We start from the raw sequence: 26,412 nt of genomic DNA on the forward strand, positions 1-26,412 counted from the left end.
ATGACAGACTCTTTAGGACAACAAAAGCCATTAAACATAAAAGCTGAGCTACAAGCTTGCCAAAGCAAAGAAGAAACCTTCAAGGCGTTAGTAACGTTAAGCAAAACCTTGCCGCGACTTTCCGCTGAAGAAAAAACTGAAGAAAACAAAGTAAAAGGCTGCGAAAGCGCCGTTTGGCTAATCATTGAAGAAAGTCATGGCATACGTCACTTCAAAGCCGACAGCGACGCCAAACTCATGCGCGGCGTGTTGGTCGCTATATTGAGCTTGGTCGAAGGGAAAGCACTCACAGACATCCAACAAATGGATCTAAAAGCAGAGCTGGCGGAACTTAACTTATCAAGTTATCTAACCAGCTCGAGAACCAATGGTGTGTTGGCGATTTTGAATGCTTTTAATGCCAGTTAGATCGCTTACCTGACCATTCATGTACTTCCTCAGGCCACTTTGTTTTGAATGGATTAAGCAAAAGCCGAATGGAGATTGGCGATAAAACGAATAAAACATATACGAATACTATTGGTATAAAAATAATGTAAATGATCACATTTAGCAAAAAGCTAAAAATAGTATCCGCAGTTACCAATGGCTCTTTACCTCTTTTTTTACTTCCTTCGGGAGCATCCAACTTTTTTTGATCTTCTTCAATATGAACACTAGAATCAAATCGCATATATCGACTAATGTAATCACAACAATAATATATTTTTCCATGTATTCCTTCTGATGAAAGAATTTTTATTGGAACAACACTCTTACTTTTACCAGTTGTATCGTATTTAGGATCTAACCAAAAAATAAAATTATATTTACTATTTTTCTTATGTTTTTTCACACTCTGTTTTGCAACAACAGACATATCGACTTTGTCCCATGGAATTCTATATAAGCTTTTTTTATTATAAACATAGACTTCTTGATTCTTTCTATTAAACCTTATGGGAGTATTTATTTTTAAAGGTAGAAAAGCTAAAAATACAATCATAATAAAAAAAATCGAAAACAACACAAGGTATAAGAAATTATCTAAACCAGGTAATAAAACAACATCATCCATAAAGAAAAAATTAAAAACAAGGGCAGCAATCAATATAAGAAAATATTTAGAACTTTTATTACCTTTAATAGATTCTGGCGTAACCCGAATATCCATGAAGTCATCAAATACTTTGCTATTATCTCTAGCATCGTCAATTTCAATTTCAGTTTTTTCTTCAAAATCAATATAATCGTGTTTAAAGTCGATTTTTTCTTCGCATACTAATTCTTTTTTATTTCTTATCAATATGTCTTTTCTAGGTTTACAGAATCTTGGCTTATGCCCAAATTGTTTTTGAGCAAACCAAACACCCTCTTCATGTTGTTTAAAATCAGCATTGTCATTTGGCTCTATATAGTCCTCGTACGGTAACAATAAGAGTGTACCTGAAGTCTGATGAAGCATATCGGCTAATGTATCTCCAACAACGGCAACACGAAAATTGTGTATTTTTTGGGGATCATCTTCCAATACTTTTCTGACCTTACTGTATTGAACTTCATTAATACGGTTTGTCGGTAATGGTATTGATGATTCAAATATATTTATATAATAAGTGACTGATGATGTTGTGCCATTTGTTGTCGATATCTGTGTTATATGCTTTACTAGTCTACCGGATACATTAGCAATATTAGTGATAACACTATTTTTATTAACCCTATCTATAAAAAATCTAATTCCTAAGCTAAAAACAGCTAGCATAGCAATAAAGATTACAGTTGTTGCTAAAATGCCATCTAATTTAGAATATAGTTCTCCTTGTGTTCCTACATCATGGAAAGCAATGAATGGAAATCCAACTATAAAAAAAACAAAGAGGTAATTAACTATTTTAAACAATATATTATAATGTTTATTGATATCTGCGTTTAAAGCGCCTTGAATTTCTTTAAATTCATCTTTTTGAAATTCATTTTTAATATAGTCCATTACAATATTTCTCTTCTATTAAATTGAAAATTTATTCTAAATAAAGGTAGTCTACATGATCGAGCAAGGTAGAATAATAATTCGATAGCATCAGTGGAATAAAAAATCCAAATAAAAACATACAGTGAGTGATTAGTCTTTCATTACAGCATAATCATTATTAAACTCCCTCATGTTTTTAGCAACCTTCTGAATAGATTGAGTAAAACTATACAAAGACTTATGTTGTCGAGCATTTGTAGGGTAAGCCAAACCATATGGATAGTATATAGCGGGTTCAAAAGGCCGAATAACCACATCATTACCTTCCCACACTCGCGCGGCAAAAGGTTCCAATACCGCGACGGCAAGGCCTGCTGCAATCATCGCATAACCAGTATGAGAGGTATCTATCAGAATGCGTTGCTTGATCTGAGACTTAACAGAACTCAATGCGCCGCCAAGCTCGCTCCAGTATACAGGCGAACTGTCGACCACAGTCAATACCGACTCTCCAATCAGATCTTGCGCGCAAATCACTTCTTTTTTAGCCAAAGGATGATCCGATTTAGCCGCGAAAACAAAACGCGCATTGCCTATAAATTCACGCTCAATCCCGATCAGTTGTGGTAATTCCAGTCCAATCGCCAAATCGACCGCATTAGTTTGTAATTTCATCACCAACTCAGCCATACCATCCGTATGGATAGTTACACGCTCATCGGGGAAGTACTTTTTATGTTCCAACAAAGCTAAAGGCAATAAGGTACTGGCAATCGCTGACGTACTGCCGATTTTCAGCTCGCTGGGGGTTCGAGTGCGTATTTTGGAGGCCACAGACTCTAGCTTCTCTAAACCCAGAAAACTTTCCTCGACGGAGCGGAAAAACTCCGTCGCTTCATGAGTTGGGTGCAAGCGCCCTTTACGACGATCAAACAATGAAAACCCTAACGAATGTTCTAAATCACTCAGTAAACGACTCACCGCTGGCTGAGAAACATGCATTTCTGCCGCTGCTGCTGCAGTCGTTCCTCGTAACATGATGTAACGAAAAGCCTCTACTTGTCTGAATTTCATACAAATTTAATCTCAATCAATAACATTTAGTTATCAAGCATACAATAATATAAGTGGAAGTCATCGAATTAAATACACATTATGAAAGTAGGTAAAGAATGAGAATCTTTATAGCTACTTTATGATTTCTGCCAAACGCTCACTTAAATAGGCTGTGATTAGATTAAAGTGCCTGTAACCAAACGCCTCTTAATAGTAAGGATTATTTAGTGACAGACATTTCATCCGCTCCAATACTGACCGTCGAAAACTTATCGGTGGAATTTGGTCAATCTCGCGTCATTGACGACCTTAACTTTTCCGTCATGGCAGGCCGAACACTCGCTATTGTTGGGGAATCAGGATCAGGAAAATCTGTTACTTCCCAATCCATTATGCGTTTAGCCGAAGGCACTGGGGCCACTTACCCAACAGGACGAATCCTCTTTTCTACCGAGCAAGGAGAAGTGGATTTACTGACCTTATCGCAAGACAAAATGCGCTCCATTCGTGGCAAAGACATTGCGATGATTTTCCAAGAACCGATGACCTCATTGAATCCTGTTTTTACCATCGGTGACCAAATCGCTGAATCTCTCTCTTTACACAAAAAATTCAATAAAGCAGAAGCGCTCGCCGAAAGTGTCAGACTGCTGAAAATGGTTCGCCTTCCCGATGCGGAAGAAATGCTCAAACGTTATCCTCACCAACTATCAGGTGGTATGAGACAACGTGTCATGATCGCCATGGCGCTGGCTTGTCGTCCAAAAGTGTTGATCGCTGACGAACCCACCACCGCGCTTGATGTCACCATTCAGGCGCAAATCTTAACCATCCTTAATGACTTACAAAAAGAACTAGACATGGCGGTGATTTTTATCACTCACGACATGGGCGTAGTCGCTGAAATCGCAGACGATGTGGTTGTCATGTGGAAAGGTAAAAAAGTCGAACAAGGTCCAGTAAAAGATTTGTTTGCTAACCCACAACATCCTTATACCAAAGCCTTGTTATCTGCGGTGCCAAAGCTTGGAAGTATGACTGGAGAAGCCTTTCCAAAACGTTTTCCAATTACTGTAATGGACGGCGAAACATCTCGACTAGTCGGAGAAGAAAAAACACAAGATACCGCTCGCTATGATGAAGGCCCGTTATTATCGGTACGCGATCTTGTTACACGCTTCGATAGTAAAAAAGGCTTTTGGGGGGCGTCACGCACCGAGTGCATGCGGTAGAAAAAGTCAGCTTTGATATCTTCCGCGGCGAAACATTGGCGCTCGTCGGTGAATCCGGTTCTGGTAAATCGACCATAGGCCGCACGATTCAACAGTTACAGAAAGCCACCAGCGGCGATATTAGCTTTGAAGGCAATCCATTTGCTTCTTTGAGTAAAGCAGACAGGCAACGTTTGCGTCGAGAGATCCAATACATTTTCCAAGACCCATTGGCTTCACTTGACCCAAGAAAGACCATAGGTTTTTCCATTGCAGAACCGATTAAAACCCATGATCTCATTCGTGGTGAGAAAAACATTCAAAAACGCGTTCATGAACTATTAGAACGTGTTGGCTTAACCGCTGAACACGCCAAGCGTTATCCTCATCAATTCTCAGGTGGTCAACGTCAGCGCATCTGTATCGCCCGAGCGCTGGCATCGAACCCGAAATTGATCATTGCCGACGAAGCCTTGTCTGCGCTTGATGTTTCTATCCAAGCCCAGATCATCAACCTTTTCATGGAACTACAAGAAGAACACGGCATCGCGTATTTGTTTATCAGTCACGATATGGCTGTGGTCGAGAAAATGAGCCATCGAGTGGCGGTACTTTACCTTGGGCAAGTGGCCGAGCTTGGCTCGCGCCAGCAGGTTTTAGAAACCCCAACTCACCCTTACACACAGCGTTTGCTTAGTGCTGTGCCTATTGCCGACCCAACCATTGAACGAGATTTAGGCCGCCTTAGCGGTGAAATCCCAAGCCCTGTCAGACGTGTAGGCGATGAGCCTCACATTCTGCCACATAAAGAAATCGCCCCGGGGCACTTTGTCGCCGAGGCGTCATAACTATAAAAAGTTATCCAACAATCACAAAAGACAGAACGGAGCGTTGAAAAATGAACAGTAAAAAGACGTTAGGGTCGGTATTTAAAGCCCTCGCTATTACCGGCAGCTTAACCGCTGCAAGCTTCAGCTTTGCCAGCACATTAACGGTATCTTCCCCACAAGATCCCGGTAGTTGGGACCCAATTGATACTTTTCTGGTGAATTGGGCTTCTGTGGCAACCAATATATACGACGGTTTGACCTATCGTGGTCCAAACCTGAAATTGCAGCCAGGTCTTGCTACCTCTTGGGAACAATTGGATGACGGCAAGCGCATTCGTTTTACACTACGCCAAGGGGTTAAGTTTCACGATGGCGAAGACTTTAATGCCGCCGCAGTAAAGTTCACCTTTGATCGTTTGATGGGTGACGAAGGAAAAAAAGGCCCGCAGCGCTCCAATTATTCTGCTATTGATTCTGTCGAAATTATCGACGATTACACGGTCGACTTCCACCTTAACGCGGCGGATCCTGTACTACTTACTAAGCTTGCTGGTTATGGCGCGATGATAGTACCGCCGAAGTATATCCAAGAGAAAGGCGAAGACTTTTTTAACACCCATCCAGTTGGAACAGGGCCGTTCAAATTTGCTTCTTACGAGCCAAAAGTCGGTATCAAACTTGAAGCCTACGCAAACCATTGGGGCGGCGCGCCAAAACTTACCAATCTGAATTACCGTTTCATCAGCGAGCCTTCTACGGCGGTTGCAGAGCTTCAATCTGGCCGCGTTGATTTGGTGATTCCGCCAACCATTCCGATTGGTATGATTACTACGATTGAAAAAGATCCGAACCTTGAAGTTGTTACCACCATTAGTCCAACGGTCTATGCCATGCGTTTCAACACCAAAAACGGCATCACTAAAGATGAAAAAGTCCGTAAAGCATTAATTTACGGTGTAGATCGTCAGGCAATTATTGATTCCATTTTAGGTGGCCAAGCCGCACAAATCGCTAGCTTCCAAAGTGCCATTTCATTTGGTGATGATCCAAGTATGTCGCCACTGCCTTATGACCCAGCAAAAGCCATGCAACTGTTAAAAGAAGCAGGCATTAAATCGGGTACTAAGATTCAGATCGACATTCGTGGTAATGACGCCACCTTCAACGAGGTGACGCAAGCCGTAGCCAGTTACCTACAAATTGTAGGACTAAACGCCACCATCAAACCTTATGAAACCAATGTTTTGCTCAACGATATTATTCCAGCAGGCAAAACGGGCGAAATGTTCCAACAATCTTGGGGTGGTTGGACATTGGATTACGACAATACGGCGTATTTCATGTATCACTCTGGCGAAAAATGGAACCCATACGACAGTGATCCAGCGTTAGATAAGCAATTAGAGTCTCAGCGTTCTATTACGGATCGTGCTAAACGCCTAGAAATTCTTCAGTCTATCGCGAACTACACCGCCAATAGAGCACTGGAAATGCCGTTGTATAACCTAAACGCTATTTTCGCTGTATCTAAAAGAGTGAAGAATTTTACTCCTGTACCAGATAGCCGTTTACGTTTAAACGAAGTCACAGTGGAATAAGCCACTCTAGTTGTTCTCTACTCGGTAAACCGCATTGCTCAGCCTATTGCTAGCTGAGCAATGCCTCCCTCTTTTTAACGACCGTCACTTCAGACAGTCGTTAAAAACCCGGTTTAATTTAAAGGAAAGGTCACGGCGAACTTTTTAATGAAACGATTTCTGCAAGCGGTATTTGTACTGTTAGCGGTCACCTTAATCGTTGCTTTTGCTATACGCTTAACAGGAGACCCAGCGCTTATGCTGACTCAAGGGGCAGGCAGTGTGACGGAAGCCGACCTGATGTTAATTCGTGAAGCATTAGGCATCAATAAGCCCTTTTTTGTTCAGTATTTTGATTTTCTAAAAGGCTTATTCAGCTTCGATTTTGGTCGTAGTTTCATGGGAGGAACACCTGTTGCCGACCTAATCAGCAAATCCTTACCTGCCACGTTAATGCTGGCCGCATCGGTGATGGTTGTGTCTATCGCCATTTCTATTCCTTTGGGTATTAAAGCGGCAGTTTCTAAAGGCAAATGGCCAGACCAACTGATCCGTATCGTCTCTTTGATTGGCTTGTCTTTCCCGAATTTTTGGTTGGCGCTTATGCTGGTTCTGATGTTTTCCGTCTGGCTGCAATGGTTACCACCAAGCGGAATGGATGGCTTCGCCAGTTTCTTAATGCCGGCTTTCACCATGGCAATTATCTTAACGGCAACCAATGTGCGTCTGGTGCGCTCGTCAATGCTGGAAACCCTTCAGGCGCAATACATTATGGTTGCAAGAGCCAAGGGCCTCAGCGAAAACACGGTGCTCTATAAACACGCTTTACGCAATTGTGCGATTCCATTGATTACCTATTTTGGCCTGCAATTCGGTGGGTTATTAGGTGGGATAGTCATTATCGAACGCGTTTTCAATTGGCCTGGCCTTGGAACGCTTGCTTTCGATGCGGTAAGTAGTCGTGACTATCCAGTGTTACAAGCCGTTATCACCATTTTATCCATGCTTATCGTTAGCGTTAACCTGTTGGTTGATATTGCGTATGGCTTGATCGATCCACGCATTCGTACGGAGTAATACAAGATGTCAGCGAATCGTTTTAGTGCCAGTTTATCTCAGTATAAGAGCTTAGAATTTATTCTCGGTGTTTTACTCACCGGAGGAATCTGCTTCTTAGTGCTGTTTTCCGATTTCTTGTTTCAAGGAGCCGATAAAATCAATTTATCTGCTCGCTTATTAGAACCTTTTACTCACGCAGGGCACTTTTTTGGCACCGATCCACTGGGTCGTGATGTGATGGCTCGCGTAGTATCAGGCGGTAAAATCTCGCTACAAGTGGGCTTTTTATCTGTGGCAGGCGCCGTGGTATTCGGCGTAATAATGGGCTTAATCTCAGGTTATTACCGAGGTTTCTGGGATGTCATTGTTATGCGCTTTGCCGATGTTCAACTGGCGATGCCCTTTATTCTATTAGCCATTACCTTTATCGCTATTGTTGGCGGCGGCTTGGCGAATATGATTTTCCTACTGATTATCTCTCAATGGGTTCAGTACGCTCGATTAGTACGTGGATCGGTGTTGTCTTTGCGTGATCGTGAATTTATCCAGTCTGCGCAAGCCATTGGTGTCAGTCACTTTAGTATTTTATTCCGTCACTTACTGCCGAACCTCATTGGCCCTGTCATCGTATTAATGACACTGAATGTGGCAAACAACATCTTGCTAGAAAGTAGTTTAACTTTCCTTGGTCTTGGCGTAGATCCATTAACGCCAAGCTGGGGCGGTATGCTCGCCGATGGCCGAACTTACATTCAAAATGCTTGGTGGGTCAGCGTATTTCCTGGCTTCGCTATTTTATTAACGGTTCTAGGATTGAACCTTTTAGGGGATTGGCTTCGCGACAGTCTAGACCCGACAGGTAGGACGTCACGATGAGCACTATTTTTTCTACCACTTTTACACCAACCTTACATCAGTTGGTCGAGCAATTTGGTAACACACAATACCAAGGCCAGTTGATAGAAGCGTGGGTATTTGCCAATCAAGAGCATCGCCAACAAGCCGAATCAGCCTTGCTGAATTTAGGAATTAAAGCCAAATTTCGAAGTGCTTATAAGCCACTTTTGCACTTCTTTTTAGAGGAAATGGACGTTATTTCGAGTAAAGTCACTCGTATTGAAGTGCATTATCCTATTGATGAATCTGCATCAGAAAAACGCTTTTTGTTAGAAACCTACCCACTTTCGGCTTTGGTGGGTAAGGCGAATATTCATTTTGTGGCCAACCCAGAAGCAACGGACTTTTACGATGTCATTCTTCGTGCTGAAACAGGTGTTCAAACCCAACATAAGGTGTTTGCACCCAATCATCTGCATCTAGATTTCATTAACCAAGCCCATCTGTCCCCTACTGGCTGGTTAAAAATCACTGATTCAGAAGGGAAACTCACAGAGAATCAGCGTTTAATAACCGATTACGAAGCTCTTTTTAACGCTGCCATGACAGCTATTTCAAAACATACTTGGTCAGAAAACGAACCCTATTTCGAAGAACTGAATATTCAAGTGTCTTTGCCGTGGAAAGACCAACCGCTTCCTTATCGACATGAAGTCATTAGTCTATGCGAAGCTTTGCATGAGGATTTCTATTTTTCATTACAGGAATGGTTCAAAACCAAAGCGGGCTATCTTCCTAATGAAAGAACCAGCCAACCGGGTCAAATCGTACCAGAGATAGGCTATTCCAAAGCTGATAATCTAAGCATCACGATAGCAACGAGAGCTTATCAAACAGAAAACACCACAGGTCAGCAAAGCCTAGAATCCGCTGAAGCACCAATCAGCATGGCGCAAGTAGAAGAGGAACTGGCGAAAATCACCGGCGACATCTTTACAGCAGACACAATAACCAGCCGAAAAGTAAATGCTCGCTATCATAAAGGCACTGACTTTCCCGTCATGATCAGTGGCGGACAACATGCTAACGAAACCACTGGTGTGGTTGGGGCGTTACGTGCGGCTCAGATTCTTAATCAACAAAAAGACAGTCATTTTACGATCTCGCCATTAGAAAACCCTGATGGCTACGCGTTGCATCAGAGATTGATCAAAGATAATCCTCAACATATGCATCATGCTGCTCGCTACACTGGATTAGGCGACGATTTGGAATATCGCGAGAAAGGCTCGCTTTATGAAAAAGAAATTCGTCACAAGGCCCGAGAGATGAGCCAAGCACAGCTGCATATAAACCTTCATGGTTACCCATCTCACGAATGGACTCGACCGCTTTCAGGTTATGTTCCTCATGGTTTTGATATGTGGACCATACCAAAAGGTTTTTTCTTAATTCTACGCCACAGCGCGGATGAGAAATGGACGACTTATGCTGAAGAGTTCGCACACTTAGTCACTTTAAAGCTGATTAAAATCCCAGGGGTGCTGGCATTCAATAATGAACAAGTTGAGCTATATAGAAAGCATGCAGGGGAAACGAACTTTCGCATCATAAACAGCTTCCCTTGCCTTATTTCTCATGGCGAATCCGAAGACATTCCTATACAGCTTATTACTGAATATCCTGATGAAACCATCTATGGAGAACATTTCATTACCGGCCACGACGTACAGACAGCCACTGTCTTGGCGGCCTATGAAGTGCATCAGCTACTATCGGCTAATCATTAACAAAGATCTAGGCCAGACAAGTGATATGTGTCTGGCCTGATAATTAAAACTTCTCGTTATCAGCTCGTTTTAGGTTATTAATCTTGGTTTTTCCCAATATTTTCAATAACACATTACGGCAATATCTTAATATGGGATACAAGAAAGCGGACACTTTTGGGGAACTAAACAGCCAATAGTTCAAGCGGTTAAACACACCAGATCGGCCGCTAAGCAAGGCTAGAAGGTGAATCGCATCCGAGCCGTAATAAAGCTGTCCGTCCATTTTCAACACCATGCCTTGATCTATGTCCAAGCCCTGATCGGTGATTTCTTGCAACACTTCAGGATGTTCTCTCGCATCAATCAGTACTAGCTCTCCAACGCTTTGACGTATACGAACGATCTGGCAATAAAAATGGCAAGTAGGACATTCTTTGTCATAGATGAGCAGTATCTGCTTGTCTGTCATGCATCAACCAGCTGATAAGAGATCAAATACAACTGTTGAATCCCTGGATAAATATCTTGAATCACTTCCCTCAATTCATCCAAGGTCATATTTTCTTGCTCAGCATGATAATACGTTAGAGCGTCAAACAAGATAGGCTCGACAGACACTATTTTTAATCGACAAAACACCCGACCGTCTTCGAAGGTAGATACGGTTACAACCGAACCGGGAACATAGTGCTTTTCCGCTTCATCGCGCAAAGTAATGGTCTTTTTGCCCGACAGGATATCGGCCTCAAAGCGTTGAAAGAACGTCATGGTCGTCGGTGTCATTGCTTAATTCGCCTTTTGCGCCAGTTTTTCCAACACTCTCAACACCGCAACAAACGCAAAGGAAGCGGTCACTGCGGTGCTAGCACCAAAACCGGTATCGCAGTTCATTTTGGTTTCTGTATCGCCTTTTAAGCGCTGATGGGAAACCGTGCCGTCGCCTTGCGGATAACGCAATTGCTCGGTGGAATACACACACTCGATATCGAAGCGGCGCTTCGGATTGCGGGTGAAGTTGTAATGCCGTCTCAAAAAATTACGTAACTTCGCCGCGAGCGGATCTTTTTCCGTTTTTGAAAGATCACCAATTAAGATTTTCGTCGGATCAATTTGACCGCCAGCGCCGCCGACAGTGATGACTTTACGCTTGTTGCTCTTACTCCACGCCATTAGAGCGGCTTTTGGTTTGATGCTATCAATGCAGTCAATAATGTAGTCAAACGGCGTAGAGAGCAGCTCAGAGATGTTTTCAGGAGTAATAAAGTCTTCGATGCAGGTTACTTGGCAATCAGGGTTAATCAACTTAATACGTTCCGCCATCACATCCACTTTTGACTGACCTATATTGCCATCTAGAGCATGAATCTGGCGGTTGGTATTGGTGATGCAAACATCGTCCATATCAATAAGGGTAATGTATCCAATACCTGAACGTGCCAGTGCTTCTGCTGCCCAAGAGCCAACGCCACCAATACCGATGACACAAACGTGAGCTTGAGTAAAAAACTCATACGCGGCATCGCCATATAAACGGCGAATGCCACCAAATCGTTGATCGTTTGTCACTTTTCTCTCCTCGCAGAAGGTTCTACCCTGCGCTTTTTATGCCAATAAGTGTATTCTTTGAACCTAGCAAAGACGAATTACTCTCTATCAGAAACCTTTGCATACAAAGATTTATATAAATAATCACCAGGTACTGTGAGCCCTATGATTCAGCAAGCTTTTGAAATGCTTGGTTTGACGCCAAGAGAAACGCAACTTTATCAAACTCTATTAAAGCTAGGCCCTTCTTCTATTCGAGATATTGCCGAACACAGCGGCATCAATCGCGGTACGGCCTATGAGTCGCTAAAACAGTTACAAAGCAAAGGCATCGTCAGTTATTTTCCAAAAGGCAAACGCCGATTATTTACCGCTGAAAACCCAGATATTCTGTTGAATCTCGCGGAAGAAAAACGCAACCGCCTAGACAAAACCATTGAAAACCTAAAGAACACTATCATCCCTAACTTGCATCAACAGCAGCCAGATTACCATCAAACTAATGTACGTTATTACGAAGGCGATGATGGTATAGAGTGGGTCTTGCGAGATATTTTAAACGTGGTGTCGCAACAAGACCACAAAGAATATTGTGTGTTTTCATCCAAACCGATTCGTCCATTCTTGTATCGCCCTTTTCCAAACTACACAAAACAACGTGTAAAGCTTGGTATTAACGTAAAAGTGATCGCGCTTGGGGATGGTGGTGAGGAAGCCCAGTTGTCGGAACGTAAGTGGATTAAAACGGAAGGTTCGGTCGACGCTAGCTATATCGCTATCTATCCGCCAAAGTGTGCAATCATCTCTTTAGCGAGTAACAACTTCCCTTCTGCCGTGGTATTGGAATCAAAAGACATCGCTAAAGCACAGCAGATCATCTTCGATACACTGTGGAAGATGCTTTAAAAAATAATTTATTTGACTTGAAATGCACACTAACTTATTTTGGGCAAAAGCCTTAGCTCAAACTGACTGAAGTTGATACTGCTTCGGACTAAAAAATACAAGCACATTACGCCTTATCAAGGCTTCGCCTTTAACCAGTATGATGTTTTCTGATAGGCTACTTTGAAATGCAATAGGTGATGAGCTAAGGCTTTTTTTATGGACGAACCCCAATTAGATTTTCTATTCAAAAGTTATGAACCAACAATCCAAGAAAAAACAGACGAAAAAATAATATGGGATAATCCTAAACTTAAAAACACCATCCAATTAGACCTAGATTTAGCTAAAGATAAATTTTCTAGGTTAACATCTCAACAAGACCTAGCAAATGTTCTCGAAGTACCATTAGGTCAATTACTCTATATCATATACGAGCAAAAAAAATACTCTAGTTTTACAATATCTAAAAAATCTGGAGGACTAAGAGTTATTGACTCTCCTTCAGTTTCTTTATCAATATTACAGAATAAAATCAAAATTTTATTAGAGCCTTACTATAGAATAAAAGCACCTGTTCATGGGTTCGTTTCAGGCGGAAGAAGCATTATCACTAATGCAGAAAAACATAAGAAGAAAAAATTTATCTTGAATATTGATTTAGTGGATTTTTTCGGATCTATAAATAGAGGTCGAGTAAGGGGAATCTTCTTAAATAAACCATTCAACATAGAAACTAAAGCTGCAAATTTATTAGCAGAAATATGTACCTATAAAAACAAGTTACCTCAAGGTGCATGCACTTCTCCACTAATTTCTAATTTGGCATCTGTTCAATTAGATAATAAACTAATACAAATAGCTAAAGCATATCATTTAACATATACACGCTATGCAGACGACATAACTTTATCATCAAATAAGGAAATGCCTGAAAGCATAATAAGAAAGATAGGCTCAGAAGGTAACAAATGGGCTGTAGGTTCATTTCTAGAAAAAGCTATTATTAGCTCTGGTTTTCTAATAAACGAGAAAAAAACCAGATTGCAAAAGCAATATGAAAAGCAGGTAGTTACAGGTTTAATCGTAAATGAAAGAGTTAACATCGATAGAAAATATATAAGAAATACTAGAGCAATTATTCATAGCTGGGGAAAATATGGAGCGATTTTAGCTGAAAGAGAGTTAATTAAAAATCTAAACATTAAGATAACAGAAAGCCCAAATGGATCAATCCTTAAGAATCATGTGTATGGAAGACTATCTTTTATTAAAATGATCAGAGGCGAAGATTTTTCAGCATACCTATCTTTATGTAAAAAAATATTGAAAATAGATAATAATCCTCCAAAGAATATATCTATATTAAAGGAAAAATTTGATATGTACGATGTTTTTATATGTCATGCAAGTGAAGATAAAGAGTCCGTTGCAATGCCTTTATATAACTATCTCAATGATAAAGGTTACCATGTATTTATTGATAATATACGTATAAGTTGGGGCGACTCTTTAGTCTCCAAGATAAATACAGCATTAAAAAAATCTAAATATGTTGTCACTGTAATATCCAAAGATTCTATAAATAAAAAATGGCCTATGGCTGAGTTGAACTCAGTTATAGCGATGGATATAAATTCAAATTTGAAGAAAATTCTACCTATATTTGTCGGTGACAATGAAGAGTTAGCTAAAGAATTCCCATTAATAATAGATAAACTATATAAAAAATTTGATAATAATATAGATGAAATTTCAGAAGACTTAATACATTTAATAAAGTCATATGACGAAAAATAAAAAAGCAGCCCTTAGGCTGCTTTTTTTGACTTCAAACTCAACATTACCGCTTATTTGTGCTCGCGGAACTGCTGAATAGTACGCAAGCGGGCCATAGCTTCTGCTAGTTCCACTGTCGCACGAGTGTAGTCGACGTCAGGTTTTTGGTTAGCCAAAAGCTCTTTAGCATGTTCCTGAGCTTTTAGTGCCGCCTCTTCGTCCAGATCTCTTGCACGAGTGGCTGTGTTAGCCAAGACGGTGACGCGGTGCGGTTGAACTTCTAGGAAGCCACCGGACACGAAGATTACCTCTTCGTCACCATTTTCTTTAACCACACGAACAGGACCTGGTTGCAGAGTCGTCAACAATGGCGCGTGACCAGGCATAATGCCCAAATCGCCATAGCTGCCTGCAGCCACAAGAGATTGAACCGTACCGGAAAAAATCTCTTGTTCAGCGCTTACGATATCGCAGTGTACTGTGATAGCCATAAGTTGCCTCTCTTAGTCATACTTAGCAAAAGCGCCTTGCAACGCTTTTGCTACGCGTGATGGTTAAAGTTTCTTAGCTTTCTCGACAGCTTCGTCGATGCTACCAATCATGTAGAACGCTTGCTCTGGAAGATCATCGAACTCACCATCCAAGATGCCTTTAAAGCCACGAATCGTGTCTTTCAAAGAAACATACTTACCTGGAGAGCCAGTGAATACTTCTGCTACGAAGAAAGGCTGAGACAAGAAACGCTGGATTTTACGAGAACGGTTAACCGTTTGTTTATCTTCTTCAGATAACTCGTCCATACCCAAGATTGCGATGATGTCTTTCAATTCTTTGTAACGCTGCAATACCATTTGAACGCCACGTGCTACGTCGTAATGCTCTTGACCGATAACTAGTGGGTCAAGCTGACGTGAAGTAGAATCAAGAGGATCGATCGCTGGGTAGATACCCAAAGATGCGATGTCACGAGACAATACAACCGTTGCGTCCAAGTGAGAGAACGTTGTTGCTGGAGATGGATCTGTCAAGTCATCCGCAGGTACGTATACCGCTTGAACAGACGTGATAGAACCAGTCTTAGTAGAGGTGATACGTTCTTGAAGAACACCCATCTCTTCAGCAAGTGTAGGCTGGTAACCTACCGCAGATGGCATACGACCTAGTAATGCAGATACTTCCGTACCCGCAAGCGTGTAACGGTAGATGTTATCTACGAAGAAAAGTACGTCACGACCTTCGTCACGGAACTTCTCAGCCATTGTCAAACCAGTCAAAGCAACACGTAGACGGTTACCTGGTGGCTCGTTCATTTGGCCGTATACAAGAGATACTTTGTCGATTACGTTCGAGTCAGTCATCTCGTGGTAGAAGTCGTTACCTTCACGAGTACGCTCACCAACACCAGCGAATACAGAGTAACCGCTGTGCTCGATTGCGATGTTACGGATAAGTTCCATCATGTTTACGGTTTTACCTACACCGGCACCACCAAACAGACCAACTTTACCACCTTTCGCGAAAGGACAAACAAGGTCGATAACCTTGATACCCGTTTCTAGCAATTCGTTGCTAGAAGACTGCTCAGCATAAGAAGGAGCTGCGCGGTGAATTGACCAACGCTCTTCTTCGCCGATTGGGCCTTTTTCGTCAATCGGATTACCTAGAACGTCCATAATACGTCCTAGTGTTTTAATACCAACTGGTACAGAAACTGGTTTGTTTGTATTTTCTACAACCAAGCCACGTTTAATACCGTCAGTGGAACCCATTGCGATGGTACGAACAATACCGTCGCCTAGTTGTTGTTGAACTTCCAACACCAACTGTTTACCCTCAATGGTCAGGGCATCATATACTTTTGGCACGCTATCACGTGGGAATTCCACGTCCATAACCGCGCCAATAACCTGTACGATGTGTCCGCTACTCATGTTCGGATCCTCTTAAATACCTAAATACCTTAAACCGCTGCCGCGCCGCTGACTATCTCAGAAATTTCCTGAGTAATCGCTGCTTGACGAGCCTTGTTGTACACCAACTGCAATTCATCAATGATATCGCCGGCGTTGTCTGTTGCGTTTTTCATCGCAAGCATACGAGCTGCTTGTTCACACGCAATATTCTCAACCACTGACTGATATACTTGAGATTCAATATAGCGAACCAATAATTCGTTCAAAATTTCAACGGCTTCTGGTTCATAAATGTAATCCCAGTGGTGCTTTAACTCTGTATTCTCTTCCGCTTTTAATGGCAAAAGTTGTTCAACCGTCGGGTTTTGAGTCATGGTATTCACGAACTCATTTGAAACCACATAAAGACGATCGATACGACCTTCGTCAAATGCGTCTAGCATCACCTTTACGCTACCGACTAAATCGTCAGCTTTTGGTGCATCACCTAAACCGGTGAAGGCTGCTGTTACATTTCCGCCGTAGTTACGAAAGAATGAAACGGCTTTGCTACCGATTGCACAGATGTCGACTTCAACACCGGAATCAGCGAACTGTTTCATATCTCTAATGGCTTTTTTGAACACGTTAACGTTCAAACCACCACATAAACCACGATCAGAAGAGATTACGATATAACCAACACGCTTCGCCTCACGTTCGGTAAGGTAACGGTGTTTATACTCAGGATTCGCGTTGGCCAAATGACCAACTACTTGGCGAATTCGTTCCGCATACGGACGAGAAGCGGCCATACGATCCTGAGCTTTACGCGTTTTACTTGCTGCTACTTTTTCCATAGCACGAGTAATTTTACGCGTATTGTTAATGCTCGAAATCTGAGTACGTATCTCTTTTCCGACTGCCATAATAGAACTGCCCTTGTGAGAATGTTATTTCACAAACTGCAACAAAGTGGTGACAAGCTTTAATTGCTTGTCACCAAACTCATTACCAAGTTTGCGTCGCTTTAAACTTCTCGATTGCCGCTTTAAATGTCGCTTCAATCTCGCCGTTAAAATTACCAGTTTTGTTAATGTCAGCCATAAGATCAGTGTGTTCACTGTTCATGAAGCCCAACAAAGCAGTTTCAAAACTACCAATTTTGCTTGTTTCAACATCTTCAAGGAAGCCATCATTAGCAGCGTAAAGAACTACGCCCATATCAGCTACAGACATAGGAGAGAACTGCTTTTGTTTCATCAGTTCAGTAACCTGTTTACCGTGCTCTAGCTGCTTACGAGTCGCTTCGTCTAGGTCAGATGCGAACTGAGCGAAAGCCGCCAATTCACGGTACTGAGCCAATGCAAGACGAATACCACCGCCAAGTTTCTTGACGATCTTAGTTTGTGCTGCACCACCTACACGAGATACCGAAATACCTGCGTTCATCGCTGGACGAATACCAGCGTTAAACGAGCTCGTTTCCAAGAATATCTGACCATCTGTGATGGAGATAACGTTGGTTGGTACGAATGCAGATACGTCACCACCTTGAGTCTCGATGATTGGCAATGCGGTTAAAGAACCGGTTTTGCCTTTCACTTCACCATTGGTGAATTTCTCTACGTAATCAACGTTTACACGTGATGCACGCTCAAGAAGACGAGAGTGAAGATAGAATACGTCACCTGGGTAGGCTTCACGACCTGGCGGACGACGAAGAAGCAAAGAGATCTGACGGTAAGCCCAAGCTTGCTTGGTCAAATCATCATAAATGATCAACGCGTCTTCACCGCGGTCACGGAAATATTCACCCATAGTACAGCCAGTGTATGGCGCTATGTAAAGCATTGCTGCTGGATCAGATGCGCCAGCTGCTACGACTGTGGTGTATTCCATTGCGCCAGCTTCTTCAAGCTTACGCACGACGTTAGCAATTGTAGATTGTTTCTGACCGATCGCTACGTACACACACTTAATGCCAGAATCTTTCTGAGCAATAATGGTATCGATTGCTAATGCAGTCTTACCAATCTGACGGTCACCGATGATCAACTCACGTTGACCACGACCAATCGGCACCATAGCGTCAATTGCTTTGTAACCTGTTTGAATCGGTTGATCAACTGACTGACGTTCGATAACGCCTGGCGCCACTTTTTCAACTTTATCAGTTAGTTTTGCATTGATAGCGCCTTTGCCGTCGATTGGGTTACCCAACGCGTCAACAACACGACCAAGCAATTCAGGACCAATTGGAACTTCCAATATACGACCTGTACATTTCACTTTTTGACCTTCTACAAGGTCTTGGTATTTACCAAGTACTACTGCACCGACAGAGTCACGCTCTAGGTTCAAAGCAATACCATAAACACCACCAGGGAATTCAATCATTTCCCCGTACATAACATCTGCCAAGCCGTGGATCAGAACGATACCGTCTGCCACGCTGACAATTGTGCCCTCATTTTGGGCATCAGAAGATACATCGAGGTTCTCGATGCGCTTCTTGATAATCTCGCTGATCTCAGATGGATTCAGTTGCTGCATGCTAAATTCCTCAACCCTGGTTTCGATTTAACGAAACACTAGGAGTTTATCGCCTCGGCCAGTTTCGCTAATTTACCGCGCACTGAACCGTCGATGATTAAGTCACCTGTACGAATAACCACGCCACCAATTAGGCTTGCGTCTGTTTCACTGGTTAAGTTGACAGTACGGTCCAACTTTTTAGCCAGTGAAGCGGCTAATGCTTGTGTTTGTTCTGCTGTTAATTCGAATGCAGACGTAAATTGAACATTTACGGCTTTTTCGAAATTCAGTTTGAACTGTAAAAATAACTCAGAAATAGCAGGAAGAAGCGATAAACGCTTATTCACAGCTAGGGCTAACAAAAATGCCTTGCCTTGTTCTGTCGTTACTTCTGCACAAACGTCCGCTAGAGCGTTTGCCTTCTCTTCCGCACTAAAAGCTGGATTTCCAAGTGCTTTTTTAAGTTTAGGTTCAACCGTTACAGCAGCTAATATATTTAACATATCAGCCCACTCAACAATGTGACCTTGCTCTCTAGCAACTTCGAAAACCGCTTTTGCGTACGGTCGCGCGACTGTTTTTAATTCAGCCATTAGACCCTCGCTTAAAGCTCTTTGGCGAGCTGTTCAACGATCTCGCTATGTGCTTTTTCGTCAATGGTGGCTCCCAAAATCTTCTCGGCACCAGCAAATGCAAGAACGGACACTTGAGCACGCAATGCTTCTTTAGCACGCATAACGTCTTGTTCGATCTCTGCTTGAGCTGCTTCGCGCAGACGTTTGCCATCGGCAATCACCTGCTCTTTTGCCTCGTCGACCATTTGGTTCGCACGTTTGTTGGCTTGTTCAATAATCTCGGCCGCGTTCTCTTTGCTTTCACGTAGGATTTGAGTGGCTTGTTCTTGTGCCAACTCAAGGTCACGTGAAGCACGGTTCGCTGCTTCCAAACCGTCTGCAATTTTTTTACTGCGCTCTTCGAGCGCAGCAATTACTGGTGGCCACACATATTTCATGCAGAACCAGACAAAAATGGCAAACGAGATAGCTTGGCCTAGAAGTGTGAGATTTAAGTTCACGCTAATACCCTCGCTTTTAGTCGTTTAAAAATCATTCCCGCAAAGTTTTGCAGAATATTAACCAGCGACCAAAGCAACAAAAGGATTCGCAAAAGTGAAGAACAATGCGATACCTACACCGATCATAGTTACGGCATCTAGAAGACCCGCTACGATGAACATTTTAACTTGCAGCATTGGAACCATTTCTGGTTGACGCGCAGCGCCTTCCAAGAATTTCCCACCCAAAATACCAAAACCAATCGCAGTACCTAGGGCACCTAGACCGATTAGAAGGGCTACAGCGATCGCAGTAAGACCAACTACAGTTTCCATTTTAACTCCTACATTTTCACAGTTTTAGATAAGGTTTAAAAAATTATTACTTTAAAGAACACACTATTAATGATCTTCGTGCGCCATACTTAAGTAGACGATAGTCAACATCATAAAGATGAAGGCTTGAAGCACGATGATCAAAATATGGAAGATCGCCCATGGCACAGACAGAGCCCATTGTAGGCCCCAAGGCAATATAGCAATCAAAATAAAGATCAATTCACCAGCATACAAGTTACCGAACAATCGCAATGCTAATGAAACAGGTTTCGCAAGTAGACCAACACCTTCAAGCAATAAATTGAAAGGGATCATCCATTTGCCAAATGGCTGTAACGTAAGTTCACCAACAAAACCACTAATGCCTTTCACTTTGATACTGTAGAAAACAATCAAAGCAAAAACAGAAAGTGACATGCCTAACGTGGCATTAATATCTGTTGTTGGAACAAATTTAAAATAGACATGATGAGGATCAGCACCAAATATTGACACACCAATCCATTTGGCCGCAGCTGGTAAGAAATCAACTGGGATCAAATCCATGAAATTCATCAAGAAAACCCAAACAAAAATAGTAAGCGCTAAAGGTGCAATGACCTTGCTCTTACCATGGAAGGTTTCTTTGACGCTACCATCAACAAACTCAACCATCAGCTCTACAAAGTTTTGTAGACCAGACGGTGTATCTGTCGAAATTTTCTTTGCGGCCTTACGGAACAACCATAAAAACAAGAAACCCAGAGCAATCGAAACCGCCATAGTGTCTACATGAATTGCCCAGAATCCCATATCTGCTGCTTCTTTAGCATCATGGGCAAGACCCCATGTCCCATCAGGATGTTGACCATAGGTCAAATTCTGAAGGTGATGCTTTATATATGAAGAAGCTGTTGGACTTTCAATACCCATACTTATATCCACGCTCTCTCAATGATTAAAATCCTATTGCCTACCGTGCTTAGGTATTTCTTAACACGATAGGACTGAGCCAATGGCTCAAAATTGCTCCGCCAAAACCTGCAAAGAAAGCCCCTGCAGCTAATGGTTTTATCAGAAGAAAAACCAGCGACAATAAAACCACTGTCATAGCCAATTTACCGGCTTCTCCTCGATAGAATGATCTAACGACATCTTTTGCTGGGCGCGTCCCTTTGTAACCAAAGATTCGCCAAGCCATATACAGACTCGGCAATATGCTAGTTAAAGCGCCTAATATAAACGAGTACCCATACAGACCACCAGCAATGTAAAAAATTCCCAAAGAAACTAAAAAAGTGAGTAAAAATTGCAACAAAAGGAAACGAAATATAGCCTTCTTTTTTGCGCTAATAATTGCACTCGCGCTTAGTGGCTTTTTTGTCTCCATTACCCAACTCTCTTTTCGCACTATAAAAGTGCAATCAATGTGATGATTTACAAAATTCGAGGCATTATATGGGTAATGGCTGCCGTGTTCAACTTAAACTGATTCACACGATCACTTTCTAGCCATCTTGTCTAGATAGAAAAAGACACTTGTCACGAATTGCTTCATTTCCCCGCAAGCAGTTCGCTAATCAAGAGTTCTAGGTGCTCTGGGTTACGATATTCAATAACTACCTTGCCTTTTCCTTTGGCTGAAGGCTGTATTTTTACCGATGCATTAATTTTTTGACTAATGCGTTCTGCTTCTGCACTCAAATCAGGCAGGGTAAGTTTGCTATCTTCATTTTTTTCAACAACTTGAAAATTCTTCACCAATCTCTCTGTTTCGCGAACAGATAACGATTTAGTGACAACTTGTGATGCTGCTTGAATTTGTTTGTCATGCTCTAAAGGTAATAAAGCACGCGCATGGCCCATTTCAATATCGCCATGCTCTAATAAACGACGAACTTCCGGTGTTAATCCTAATAAGCGTAATAAATTCGCCACAGTCGAACGAGATTTACCAACCGTATCGGCAACTTCTTGTTGTGTCAGATGAAAATCTTCGACCAATCGCTGTAACGCCAAGGCTTCTTCAACTGGATTAAGATCTTCACGTTGAATGTTTTCAATTAAGGCAAGAACCACAGCATCGGCGTCTTCGACATGACGCACTATCACAGGTACTTGTGTTAAATCGGCCAATTTGGCGGCTCGCCAACGGCGTTCACCGGCGATAATTTCATATTGATTGTGACCACTTGGTCGCACAACAATAGGCTGTATAATGCCTTGATTACGAATTGAAGCGGCTAAATCTTCTAATTGCGCAGGGTTCATGTCACGACGAGGTTGAAATTTACCTTTAGAAAGCCAATCCACAGGTAAGTAAGTCAGGCCTTTTATTTGTTCATTATTAGAACCACTATCAGCCTCATTCGTTGGCGTTGATTGTGGTGCCAATAATGCATCTAAGCCACGACCTAGACCTCTTTTTTTCATCGTCATTTCATTAACCCTAATTGGTATTAAAGTACGCTTATAACACAATAATTATGCGACAGATTTTCGAATAAACTCACCCGCTAAGGCGAGATAAGCAACAGCCCCACGAGATTGTTTCTCATAGTGTAAGACAGGTAAACCGTAACTTGGTGATTCCGCTAAACGAATATTTCGAGGTATCACAGTATCATAAACCTTGTTGCCAAAATGCTTATGAAGCTGGCTAGATACATCATGCGTTAAGCTGGGGCGAGGATCATACATGGTTCGTAATATTCCTTCGACCTCTAGAGAGGGATTCAATGCTTGCGTAATACGATTAATAGTTTGTAATAATGCGGTTAAGCCTTCTAGCGCGTAATATTCGCACTGCACCGGAATCAATACACCTTGAGAAGCCGCTAAGGCATTCACCGTCAACATATTCAATGCAGGTGGACAATCCAGCAAAATATAATCAAAATCATTGTTGACTTCATAAAGTCCGGCGCGAAGACGAGTTTCTTTACTTGGTAAATCAAGTAATACCACTTCTGCGCCAGTTAAATCACCATTTGCAGGCAATACCCAGTAGTCTCCAGGCATGCTTTTTTTCATGACTTCTTTTACACCATGAGAACCAATCAATACGTCATAGACGCTCGTGTCTAACTCTTCTTTGGTAAAGCCACTTCCAGTGGTCGCATTACCTTGCGGATCTAAATCGATTAATAATACTCGACGCTTCATTGCTGCCAGTGATGCCGCTAAATTGACACAGGTGGTGGTTTTGCCCACACCGCCTTTTTGGTTGGTAACTGCGATGATTCTTGCCATGATTTATCCTTTACGCGTCATCACTACCATGTGACGCTCCGCCTGAACATTTGGCACATTAAGAGGTTCTACAGATACTAAATCAACCTCTTTCGGTAGCGCCGCTATTTCTTCACTAGGGTAAACCCCTTTCATGGCTAAAAAATTACCAGTTTCTTTTGGAAGAGGTAACGTCCAATTAATCATATCTTGTAATGACGCAAAAGCTCGAGAAATAACATGATCGTATTCCCCTTGGTGACTGTGTTTTTCAACGCGTTCATTTGCCACAGTGGCGTTATGAATACCCAGCTCCATCTTAACTTGCGTCAGAAAACGGGTTTTTTTACCGTTACTATCAAGTAAGGTGAAACGCTTTTCTGGATAACATATAGCAAGCACCATACCAGGTAAACCTGGACCAGTACCAACATCTATAATATTGTCCCCTGTAATAAAGGGTAAAGTCGCCAAACTGTCTAATAAGTGCAAAGAGATCATTTGCTCAACATCGCGAATAGCGGTCAGGTTATAAGCCTTGTTCCACTTTTCTAGCATGGCTAGGTATTTTACAAGAGTCTGAATCGTTTCATCAGATAAAGCAGCGCCCATTTGTTGGGCGCCTTTTTGAATAGTGTCAAAGTGTGTCACAGTCGATCCATTTCTATAAAGATAGCAATTAGGGATTATCGGCTGATGATTCTAGGCACTTTTGCGCGCAATCGCACGTTTTTTCAAGTGAATTAATAGTAAGGATACCGCTGCAGGCGTTACACCTTGGATTCGAGATGCTGCTGCAAGCGTGGCAGGACGCAACTGAGTCAATTTTTGCTTGATCTCATTTGATAAACCTTCCATCTTGGAATAATCCAAATCATCAGGCAATGCGGTATTTTCTTGGCGACGTAAACGCTCAATATCTTCTGCTTGACGAGTGATATAACCCGCGTATTTCACCGCAATTTGAACCTGTTCAGAAACTTGCTCATCCACGGGTTCATCAAGACCGTTTTTCAAATTTGCCACATCGGAATAAACAATATTCGGACGTTTAAGCAAATCTAACAAACTGTACTCATGAGTAATTGGCGTTTCTAACTTTGGATTAATCACTTCAGCTTCAGGAGAGTTTGGCACAATCCAGCTAGATTTAAGGCGCTGTGTTTCTAATTCAATGGCTTCGCGTTTTTTGCAGAAAGCAGCCCAACGCTCATCAGATACTAAGCCAAGTTCACGACCTTTTTCTGTCAAACGCATGTCGGCGTTATCTTCACGCAAGATCAAACGATATTCCGCACGACTAGTAAACATACGGTAGGGTTCTTTTGTACCCATGCTAATAAGATCATCAACCAATACACCTAGATACGCTTCATCACGTCGAGGTGTCCAAGCGTCTTTGTCTTGTGCAAGTAACGCTGCGTTTAAACCAGCAAGTAAACCTTGAGCACCGGCTTCTTCGTAGCCAGTTGTACCATTAATTTGTCCAGCAAAGAACAAACCTGGCATGTGTTTGGTTTCTAATGAATATTTCAAATCTAGCGGATTAAAATAATCGTACTCAATGGCATAGCCTGGACGAATAATATGAGCATTTTCCATGCCTTTCATTGAACGAACTAGCTCAATTTGCACATCAAATGGCAAAGAGGTCGAAATACCATTTGGATAAAGTTCGTGCGTCGTTAAACCTTCTGGCTCGATAAAAATTTGATGCGAGTTTTTATCGGCGAAACGGACGATTTTATCTTCAATAGAAGGACAATAACGTGGGCCAACACCTTCAATCACACCTGTGTACATAGGTGATCTGTCCATTCCCGCACGAATAATGTCGTGTGTGCGTTCGTTAGTATGAGTTATAAAGCACTCAATTTGACGAGGGTGCATTGCGCGATTGCCCATGTAAGACATAACAGGATCAATATCATCACCCGGCTGTGCTTGCATTTGTGAGAAATCAACAGAGCGAGCATCAATTCGAGGTGGGGTCCCCGTTTTTAAGCGATCAACTCGAAATGGCAAAGCACGTAGTTTTTGTGCCAAACCAATAGATGGTGGATCACCAGCACGGCCACCCGAGTGGTTTTGTAAGCCAATGTGGATAACACCACCTAAAAACGTACCAGCGGTTAAAACAACGGTTTTACTATTAAAGCGAATGCCGGTTTGGGTAATGACACCACGAGCAGCACCGTCTTCAACAATAAGATCTTCTGCGGATTGCTGGAAAAGCCATAAATTTTCTTGGTTTTCTAACTTATGACGAATAGCCGCTTTATATAACATACGGTCAGCTTGAGCACGAGTGGCTCGAACGGCAGGACCTTTACGAGAATTCAAAGTACGAAACTGAATACCAGCTTGATCCGTTGCTAATGCCATAGCGCCGTCTAAAGCGTCTATTTCTTTAACAAGATGGGACTTCCCGATGCCACCAATGGCAGGGTTACAGGACATTTGTCCTAAAGTTTCAATGTTGTGAGAAAGTAACAAAGTTTTAACGCCCATACGTGCTGCAGCTAAAGCAGCTTCTGTACCAGCATGTCCGCCACCAACCACAATCACATCAAAGCGACTTGGGAAATCCACAGGAACCTCGGTATTACTAATAAATATAAAAAATGAATAAAAAACGATCAATCATCGATTTAGGCCGCTTAGTATATAGGCTAATTTCCAAAAAGAAAGAGATCGAAACGCTCTTATCCCGGTCATCAATATTAATATATATAAGTAAGTATATAAGTTCTTTTATGTTTGTTATGTTTATATGGCAAGCCAAAATCTGTGCATAAGAATAAAAAATCTATAATTATTAAAAACTTACACAGATAATATCTTGTTAAGACAGGGCGGGTTATCTTGTGGTGT

27 protein-coding genes are annotated in these 26,412 nt (G+C 42.1%); 9 read left to right on the forward strand and 18 right to left on the reverse strand.

Features of this window, described 5'->3' with window-relative positions; translation table 11 throughout:
- Positions 1–408 (forward strand): SufE family protein, encoded by a 408-nt coding sequence (locus tag ACO05V_RS02495; protein WP_421847172.1) that lies wholly within the window; start codon positions 1–3, stop codon positions 406–408.
- On the opposite strand, the gene ACO05V_RS02500 is transcribed toward ACO05V_RS02495, so the two are convergent.
- Together ACO05V_RS02500 and ACO05V_RS02505 are read right to left on the reverse strand one after the other, a co-directional pair.
- Positions 395–1,972, reverse strand: coding sequence for a DUF6708 domain-containing protein (locus ACO05V_RS02500; protein ID WP_421847174.1), 1,578 nt, complete (start codon positions 1,970–1,972; stop codon positions 395–397). The genes ACO05V_RS02495 and ACO05V_RS02500 overlap by 14 nt on opposite strands.
- Before the next feature lie 132 nt (positions 1,973–2,104).
- On the reverse strand, positions 2,105–3,028 hold the full coding sequence (locus ACO05V_RS02505) for a LysR family transcriptional regulator (protein WP_421847176.1): 924 nt from the start codon (positions 3,026–3,028) through the stop codon (positions 2,105–2,107).
- 209 nt (positions 3,029–3,237) lie between these two features.
- Between ACO05V_RS02505 and ACO05V_RS02510 the strand changes: the two genes are divergently transcribed.
- The 6 genes from ACO05V_RS02510 (at position 3,238) to ACO05V_RS02535 (ending at position 10,314) form a co-directional block, all read left to right on the forward strand.
- On the forward strand, positions 3,238–4,242 hold the full coding sequence (locus tag ACO05V_RS02510) for an ATP-binding cassette domain-containing protein (RefSeq protein ID WP_421847178.1): 1,005 nt from the start codon (positions 3,238–3,240) through the stop codon (positions 4,240–4,242).
- Complete coding sequence (locus ACO05V_RS02515; RefSeq protein ID WP_421847180.1) at positions 4,230–5,069, forward strand: ATP-binding cassette domain-containing protein; 840 nt, start codon at positions 4,230–4,232, stop codon at positions 5,067–5,069. Before ACO05V_RS02510 ends, ACO05V_RS02515 begins: the two co-directional genes overlap by 13 nt.
- Positions 5,070–5,119: 50 nt before the next feature.
- Positions 5,120–6,649 carry an ABC transporter substrate-binding protein gene (locus ACO05V_RS02520; RefSeq protein ID WP_421847182.1) on the forward strand — a complete coding sequence of 510 codons (1,530 nt, stop codon included), beginning with the start codon at positions 5,120–5,122 and terminating at the stop codon, positions 6,647–6,649.
- Positions 6,650–6,796: 147 nt separating this feature from the next.
- The gene (locus ACO05V_RS02525; protein ID WP_421847184.1) at positions 6,797–7,705 is read left to right on the forward strand and encodes an ABC transporter permease; all 909 of its coding nucleotides are present in this window, start codon (positions 6,797–6,799) and stop codon (positions 7,703–7,705) included.
- A gap of 6 nt (positions 7,706–7,711) precedes the next feature.
- On the forward strand, positions 7,712–8,563 hold the full coding sequence (locus tag ACO05V_RS02530) for an ABC transporter permease (RefSeq protein WP_421847186.1): 852 nt from the start codon (positions 7,712–7,714) through the stop codon (positions 8,561–8,563).
- Positions 8,560–10,314 (forward strand): M14 family metallopeptidase, encoded by a 1,755-nt coding sequence (locus tag ACO05V_RS02535; RefSeq protein ID WP_421847188.1) that lies wholly within the window; start codon positions 8,560–8,562, stop codon positions 10,312–10,314. Before ACO05V_RS02530 ends, ACO05V_RS02535 begins: the two co-directional genes overlap by 4 nt.
- A gap of 43 nt (positions 10,315–10,357) precedes the next feature.
- Here the strand turns inward: ACO05V_RS02535 and ACO05V_RS02540 are convergent, their stop codons facing one another.
- The 3 genes from ACO05V_RS02540 to tcdA are packed head-to-tail and all read right to left on the reverse strand — an operon-like array spanning position 10,358 to position 11,862.
- The gene (locus ACO05V_RS02540) at positions 10,358–10,765 is read right to left on the reverse strand and encodes a DCC1-like thiol-disulfide oxidoreductase family protein (protein WP_421847190.1); all 408 of its coding nucleotides are present in this window, start codon (positions 10,763–10,765) and stop codon (positions 10,358–10,360) included.
- The gene (gene yqfB / locus ACO05V_RS02545; RefSeq protein WP_421847192.1) at positions 10,762–11,079 is read right to left on the reverse strand and encodes a N(4)-acetylcytidine aminohydrolase; all 318 of its coding nucleotides are present in this window, start codon (positions 11,077–11,079) and stop codon (positions 10,762–10,764) included. Before yqfB ends, ACO05V_RS02540 begins: the two co-directional genes overlap by 4 nt.
- A 3-nt stretch (positions 11,080–11,082) precedes the next feature.
- Positions 11,083–11,862, reverse strand: a complete 780-nt coding sequence (gene tcdA, locus ACO05V_RS02550) for a tRNA cyclic N6-threonylcarbamoyladenosine(37) synthase TcdA (RefSeq protein WP_421847193.1) — start codon at positions 11,860–11,862, stop codon at positions 11,083–11,085.
- 144 nt (positions 11,863–12,006) lie between these two features.
- Between tcdA and ACO05V_RS02555 the strand changes: the two genes are divergently transcribed.
- Positions 12,007–12,747, forward strand: a complete 741-nt coding sequence (locus ACO05V_RS02555; RefSeq protein WP_072839336.1) for a TrmB family transcriptional regulator — start codon at positions 12,007–12,009, stop codon at positions 12,745–12,747.
- A gap of 198 nt (positions 12,748–12,945) precedes the next feature.
- Positions 12,946–14,526, forward strand: coding sequence for a TIR domain-containing protein (locus tag ACO05V_RS02560; protein WP_421847195.1), 1,581 nt, complete (start codon positions 12,946–12,948; stop codon positions 14,524–14,526).
- 50 nt (positions 14,527–14,576) lie between these two features.
- On the opposite strand, the gene ACO05V_RS02565 is transcribed toward ACO05V_RS02560, so the two are convergent.
- The 13 genes from ACO05V_RS02565 to mnmG form a co-directional block, all read right to left on the reverse strand.
- Positions 14,577–14,996, reverse strand: a complete 420-nt coding sequence (locus ACO05V_RS02565) for a F0F1 ATP synthase subunit epsilon (RefSeq protein WP_421847197.1) — start codon at positions 14,994–14,996, stop codon at positions 14,577–14,579.
- Between the two features lie 63 nt (positions 14,997–15,059).
- Positions 15,060–16,436, reverse strand: coding sequence for a F0F1 ATP synthase subunit beta (gene atpD, locus ACO05V_RS02570; protein ID WP_421847199.1), 1,377 nt, complete (start codon positions 16,434–16,436; stop codon positions 15,060–15,062).
- Positions 16,437–16,465: 29 nt separating this feature from the next.
- On the reverse strand, positions 16,466–17,326 hold the full coding sequence (gene atpG, locus ACO05V_RS02575; protein WP_421847201.1) for a F0F1 ATP synthase subunit gamma: 861 nt from the start codon (positions 17,324–17,326) through the stop codon (positions 16,466–16,468).
- An 82-nt stretch (positions 17,327–17,408) separates the two neighbouring features.
- Positions 17,409–18,953, reverse strand: a complete 1,545-nt coding sequence (gene atpA / locus ACO05V_RS02580) for a F0F1 ATP synthase subunit alpha (protein ID WP_421847203.1) — start codon at positions 18,951–18,953, stop codon at positions 17,409–17,411.
- Positions 18,954–18,991: 38 nt separating this feature from the next.
- Positions 18,992–19,528, reverse strand: coding sequence for a F0F1 ATP synthase subunit delta (locus ACO05V_RS02585; protein ID WP_421847205.1), 537 nt, complete (start codon positions 19,526–19,528; stop codon positions 18,992–18,994).
- 11 nt (positions 19,529–19,539) lie between these two features.
- Positions 19,540–20,010: a F0F1 ATP synthase subunit B gene (locus tag ACO05V_RS02590; RefSeq protein WP_212917052.1), complete on the reverse strand. Its 471-nt coding sequence runs from the start codon at positions 20,008–20,010 to the stop codon at positions 19,540–19,542.
- A 57-nt stretch (positions 20,011–20,067) separates the two neighbouring features.
- Positions 20,068–20,325 (reverse strand): F0F1 ATP synthase subunit C, encoded by a 258-nt coding sequence (atpE, locus tag ACO05V_RS02595; protein WP_012072127.1) that lies wholly within the window; start codon positions 20,323–20,325, stop codon positions 20,068–20,070.
- A 66-nt stretch (positions 20,326–20,391) separates the two neighbouring features.
- A complete protein-coding gene (gene atpB / locus ACO05V_RS02600) occupies positions 20,392–21,240 on the reverse strand; it encodes a F0F1 ATP synthase subunit A (RefSeq protein ID WP_421847207.1) in 849 nt (282 codons plus the stop codon).
- Between the two features lie 49 nt (positions 21,241–21,289).
- Positions 21,290–21,697 carry an ATP synthase subunit I gene (locus ACO05V_RS02605; protein ID WP_421847209.1) on the reverse strand — a complete coding sequence of 136 codons (408 nt, stop codon included), beginning with the start codon at positions 21,695–21,697 and terminating at the stop codon, positions 21,290–21,292.
- 164 nt (positions 21,698–21,861) lie between these two features.
- Positions 21,862–22,746 carry a ParB/RepB/Spo0J family partition protein gene (locus ACO05V_RS02610; protein WP_421847211.1) on the reverse strand — a complete coding sequence of 295 codons (885 nt, stop codon included), beginning with the start codon at positions 22,744–22,746 and terminating at the stop codon, positions 21,862–21,864.
- Positions 22,747–22,791: 45 nt separating this feature from the next.
- The gene (locus tag ACO05V_RS02615) at positions 22,792–23,559 is read right to left on the reverse strand and encodes a ParA family protein (RefSeq protein WP_421847213.1); all 768 of its coding nucleotides are present in this window, start codon (positions 23,557–23,559) and stop codon (positions 22,792–22,794) included.
- A 3-nt stretch (positions 23,560–23,562) separates the two neighbouring features.
- Positions 23,563–24,189 (reverse strand): 16S rRNA (guanine(527)-N(7))-methyltransferase RsmG, encoded by a 627-nt coding sequence (gene rsmG, locus ACO05V_RS02620; RefSeq protein ID WP_421847215.1) that lies wholly within the window; start codon positions 24,187–24,189, stop codon positions 23,563–23,565.
- A 51-nt stretch (positions 24,190–24,240) separates the two neighbouring features.
- Complete coding sequence (gene mnmG, locus ACO05V_RS02625) at positions 24,241–26,130, reverse strand: tRNA uridine-5-carboxymethylaminomethyl(34) synthesis enzyme MnmG (RefSeq protein ID WP_421847217.1); 1,890 nt, start codon at positions 26,128–26,130, stop codon at positions 24,241–24,243.
- Positions 26,131–26,412 lie beyond the last annotated feature (282 nt).

This window comes from Marinomonas sp. (assembly GCF_965225885.1).
GTDB lineage: Bacteria > Pseudomonadota > Gammaproteobacteria > Pseudomonadales > Marinomonadaceae > Marinomonas.

What these genes read in the sequence shown, in the direction of transcription:
- ACO05V_RS02495 (WP_421847172.1), top strand. Translation starts at nt 1, where the DNA reads ATGACAGACTCTTTAGGACAACAAAAGCCATTAAACATAAAAGCTGAG.
- ACO05V_RS02500 (WP_421847174.1), bottom strand. Translation starts at nt 1,972, where the DNA reads ATGGACTATATTAAAAATGAATTTCAAAAAGATGAATTTAAAGAAATT.
- ACO05V_RS02505 (WP_421847176.1), bottom strand. Translation starts at nt 3,028, where the DNA reads ATGAAATTCAGACAAGTAGAGGCTTTTCGTTACATCATGTTACGAGGA.
- ACO05V_RS02520 (WP_421847182.1), top strand. Translation starts at nt 5,120, where the DNA reads ATGAACAGTAAAAAGACGTTAGGGTCGGTATTTAAAGCCCTCGCTATT.
- ACO05V_RS02525 (WP_421847184.1), top strand. Translation starts at nt 6,797, where the DNA reads ATGAAACGATTTCTGCAAGCGGTATTTGTACTGTTAGCGGTCACCTTA.
- ACO05V_RS02530 (WP_421847186.1), top strand. Translation starts at nt 7,712, where the DNA reads ATGTCAGCGAATCGTTTTAGTGCCAGTTTATCTCAGTATAAGAGCTTA.
- ACO05V_RS02535 (WP_421847188.1), top strand. Translation starts at nt 8,560, where the DNA reads ATGAGCACTATTTTTTCTACCACTTTTACACCAACCTTACATCAGTTG.
- ACO05V_RS02540 (WP_421847190.1), bottom strand. Translation starts at nt 10,765, where the DNA reads ATGACAGACAAGCAGATACTGCTCATCTATGACAAAGAATGTCCTACT.
- yqfB (WP_421847192.1), bottom strand. Translation starts at nt 11,079, where the DNA reads ATGACACCGACGACCATGACGTTCTTTCAACGCTTTGAGGCCGATATC.
- ACO05V_RS02555 (WP_072839336.1), top strand. Translation starts at nt 12,007, where the DNA reads ATGATTCAGCAAGCTTTTGAAATGCTTGGTTTGACGCCAAGAGAAACG.
- ACO05V_RS02560 (WP_421847195.1), top strand. Translation starts at nt 12,946, where the DNA reads ATGGACGAACCCCAATTAGATTTTCTATTCAAAAGTTATGAACCAACA.
- ACO05V_RS02565 (WP_421847197.1), bottom strand. Translation starts at nt 14,996, where the DNA reads ATGGCTATCACAGTACACTGCGATATCGTAAGCGCTGAACAAGAGATT.
- atpD (WP_421847199.1), bottom strand. Translation starts at nt 16,436, where the DNA reads ATGAGTAGCGGACACATCGTACAGGTTATTGGCGCGGTTATGGACGTG.
- atpG (WP_421847201.1), bottom strand. Translation starts at nt 17,326, where the DNA reads ATGGCAGTCGGAAAAGAGATACGTACTCAGATTTCGAGCATTAACAAT.
- atpA (WP_421847203.1), bottom strand. Translation starts at nt 18,953, where the DNA reads ATGCAGCAACTGAATCCATCTGAGATCAGCGAGATTATCAAGAAGCGC.
- ACO05V_RS02585 (WP_421847205.1), bottom strand. Translation starts at nt 19,528, where the DNA reads ATGGCTGAATTAAAAACAGTCGCGCGACCGTACGCAAAAGCGGTTTTC.
- atpE (WP_012072127.1), bottom strand. Translation starts at nt 20,325, where the DNA reads ATGGAAACTGTAGTTGGTCTTACTGCGATCGCTGTAGCCCTTCTAATC.
- atpB (WP_421847207.1), bottom strand. Translation starts at nt 21,240, where the DNA reads ATGGGTATTGAAAGTCCAACAGCTTCTTCATATATAAAGCATCACCTT.
- ACO05V_RS02605 (WP_421847209.1), bottom strand. Translation starts at nt 21,697, where the DNA reads ATGGAGACAAAAAAGCCACTAAGCGCGAGTGCAATTATTAGCGCAAAA.
- ACO05V_RS02610 (WP_421847211.1), bottom strand. Translation starts at nt 22,746, where the DNA reads ATGACGATGAAAAAAAGAGGTCTAGGTCGTGGCTTAGATGCATTATTG.
- ACO05V_RS02615 (WP_421847213.1), bottom strand. Translation starts at nt 23,559, where the DNA reads ATGGCAAGAATCATCGCAGTTACCAACCAAAAAGGCGGTGTGGGCAAA.